2 protein-coding genes are annotated in these 2,606 nt (G+C 72.9%); one reads left to right on the forward strand and one right to left on the reverse strand.

The window, feature by feature from the left end; genetic code table 11:
* Positions 1 to 42 precede the first annotated feature (42 nt).
* Positions 43 to 1,680 (reverse strand): ribosomal protection-like ABC-F family protein, encoded by a 1,638-nt coding sequence (abc-f, locus tag U9R90_RS35380; protein WP_411061531.1) that lies wholly within the window; start codon positions 1,678 to 1,680, stop codon positions 43 to 45.
* A gap of 100 nt (positions 1,681 to 1,780) precedes the next feature.
* Here abc-f and U9R90_RS35385 point away from each other — a divergent pair, with 100 nt between their 5' ends.
* Complete coding sequence (locus U9R90_RS35385; protein ID WP_411061533.1) at positions 1,781 to 2,509, forward strand: TetR/AcrR family transcriptional regulator; 729 nt, start codon at positions 1,781 to 1,783, stop codon at positions 2,507 to 2,509.
* Positions 2,510 to 2,606 lie beyond the last annotated feature (97 nt).

Below are 2,606 nucleotides of genomic sequence, written 5' to 3' on the forward strand. Positions count from 1 at the left end.
TTCGGGGCGTTGGGGCGTCGGGGTGAGGTGAGGGGAGGGTGCTCAGGCAGCGGGGACACTCTTCGCCGTCGTCGCGGAACGGAGGTCGAGCCGCTCGCCACGCCAGCGGGAGCGGAGCAGCCGGTCATGGCTGGCGATGACCACCGCGCCGGGGAAGCCCGCCAACGCGGCCTCCAACTCCTCGACCAGGGCGAGCGAGAGGTGGTTGGTGGGCTCGTCGAGGAGAAGTACGTCGTACGGTTCGGTCACCAGGCAGGCCAGTGCGAGGCGTTGGCGCTGCCCGGCCGACAGCCTGCCGACCGGCACGTCGAGGCGTTCGCGGTCGAACAGCCCGAGGGACAGGAGCTGTTCGGTGTGCTCGTCGGCGTGGCCGGAGCGTCCGTGCGCGTAGGCGGACAGTACGGTCCGGTCGTCCGGTCCCAGGTCGGGCTGCTGCCGTAGGAGGCCGACGCGGCCACGGCGTACGAGGTGTCCATGGGCGGGCTGGGAGCGGCTGGCCAGCAGGGTCAGCAGGGTGCTCTTGCCCGCGCCGTTGGGGCCGCCGACCAGCAGTCGGTCACCGGGCGAGAGGGTCAGGCCGACCGGGGCCAGGCGGCCGGGTGCCTCCAGCGCGTCCGCCGTCAGGAGTGGTCCCTGTGTTCCGGCGGTCCGTGGTGCGGCGGTGAAGCGCAGTGGCTCGGCCGGTGCGGCCACCGGGTGTGCCAGCAGGCGGCTGAGCCGTTCCTCGGCCTGGCGGACTCGGCTCGCCAGGGACTGCTGGACCCGGCCCGCGGCCCGGTCGTACGCCATCTTGTTGCCGTCCTTGCGGGCCCGTCCTGGGGCCACCCGCCGTGCGGTGCCGGCCGCGCTGTCCCGTATCCGGGCGACCTCGGTGTTCCAGGCGGTGTGCGCCTCGGCCTGGCGGCGGCGGGCGGCGGCCTTCTCGGTGAGGTAGCCGGGGTAGCCGTTGCCGTAGCGCGTGACGCCGTGGGTGTCGCCGTCGACCTCCAGCAGGGCGGTGGTGACGCGCTCCAGGAAGACGCGGTCGTGGGAGACGGCCACGGTGGTGCCGCGGCGCGTGCGCAGGTACTCCTCCAGCCAGGTCAGGGCGGAGTCGTCCAGGTGGTTGGTCGGCTCGTCGAGCAGCAGGATCTCGGGCGCGGCGGCCAGCAGTGCCGCGAGGCGGAGCCGGACCTGTTCGCCACCGGAGAGCCCGCCGACGGTGCGGTCGCGGCGTAGGTGGACCAGGCCCAGGCCGTGCAGGGCGCGCTCGGCCCTGGCGTCGGCCTCGTAGCCGCCGCGGAGTTCGTAGGCGGTCAGCAGGTCGGCGTAGGCGGTGAGTTCGGAGGTGTCGCCGTCCGCCATGCGCTGCTCCATGCGGCGCAACTCGGCTTCCATGGCGTGCAGTTCGTGCAGGGCGCGGTCGATGACCTGCTGGACGGTCAGGTCGGCGGGCAGCTGCTCCTCCTGCGCGAGGTAGCCGATGCCGCCGTCGGCGTGGGTCAGCACCCGTCCCTGGTCGGGGTGTTCGGCCCCGGCGAGCAGGCGGAGCAGGGTGGACTTGCCGGAGCCGTTCTCGCCGACGATTCCGAGGCGGCCGCCCATCGGGACGGAACAGCTGACGGAGTCGAGGACCAGACGGCCGTCGTAGGCCTTGGTGACGTCAAGAGCGGTGAGCTGCGCGGGGGTTGTTGCGGGCATAGGCGGTCTCCTGAAGAGGGGTGGCGTGGGCGGTGTAGTGGACGCGGTGGATGAGCATCGGAACTCCTTAAGGCGATGAATGTTGCGTTAAGATGGTGGCATGACCTCACCCCCCAACGCAAGCGATCTTCCCGAAGTAAGTGATCTCCCTGACCCGACGGCCGTCCGGCGCCGGACCGGTGGCCGCAGCGCCCGCGTCCGCGCCCAGGTCCTGGCGGCCGTCGGCGAGGTCCTCGTCGCGGAGGGCTTCGACGCGCTGACCGTGGATGCGGTCGCCGAACGGGCCCACGTCCACCGCACGACCGTCTACCGGCGCTGGCGGGACGTGGGCGGACTGCTGGCCGACGTGCTCGACGCGGCGGCCGACGACACCTGGCTGCCGCCCGACACCGGCGCCCTGGAGGGCGACCTCACCGCCCTCAACCAGGAGGTCTTCGACGCGCTGCGGTCAGGCGCGGACGGTGGCAGAGGGAACATCACCTCCGCCCTGATCGCCGCGTCCTTCCGTTCGGCGGAGGCCGCCCGCGCGCTCACCCGCTTCTGGGAGGACCGCTACGTACGCTCGGCCGTGGTCGTCACGCGGGCCGTGGACCGGGGCGAGCTGCCGCCCGGTCTCGATGCCCGCGCCCTGCTCGTCACGTCGACGGCACCGCTCTACCAGGAACTGCTGCTGCTGCGCGGCCCTGCCGACTCCGCGCTTCCGCGCCGCGCGGCCCGTGCCGCGTACGCGGCGGCTCGGGCGGGCGTGTTCCACCCTGAGGCACCCGAAGAGACCGAAGGGCCCGAAGGGCCCGAAGAGACCGAAGAGACCGAAGCGCGACGTCCCTAACTGCCCAGGTCAGGCTGGGGGTTGGCGATGGCCTGGGCGGCGCGTACCTCGTGGCGGAGTGGGGTGAGGACGCTGTCGGGGGTGGTGTCGTACGGGG

The organism is Streptomyces sp. E11-3, from assembly GCF_046540415.1.
In the GTDB taxonomy this organism is placed as follows: domain Bacteria; phylum Actinomycetota; class Actinomycetes; order Streptomycetales; family Streptomycetaceae; genus Streptomyces.

Coding starts and splice junctions, on each gene's coding strand:
- abc-f (WP_411061531.1), bottom strand. CDS start 1,680: ATGCCCGCAACAACCCCCGCGCAGCTCACCGCTCTTGACGTCACCAAG.
- U9R90_RS35385 (WP_411061533.1), top strand. CDS start 1,781: ATGACCTCACCCCCCAACGCAAGCGATCTTCCCGAAGTAAGTGATCTC.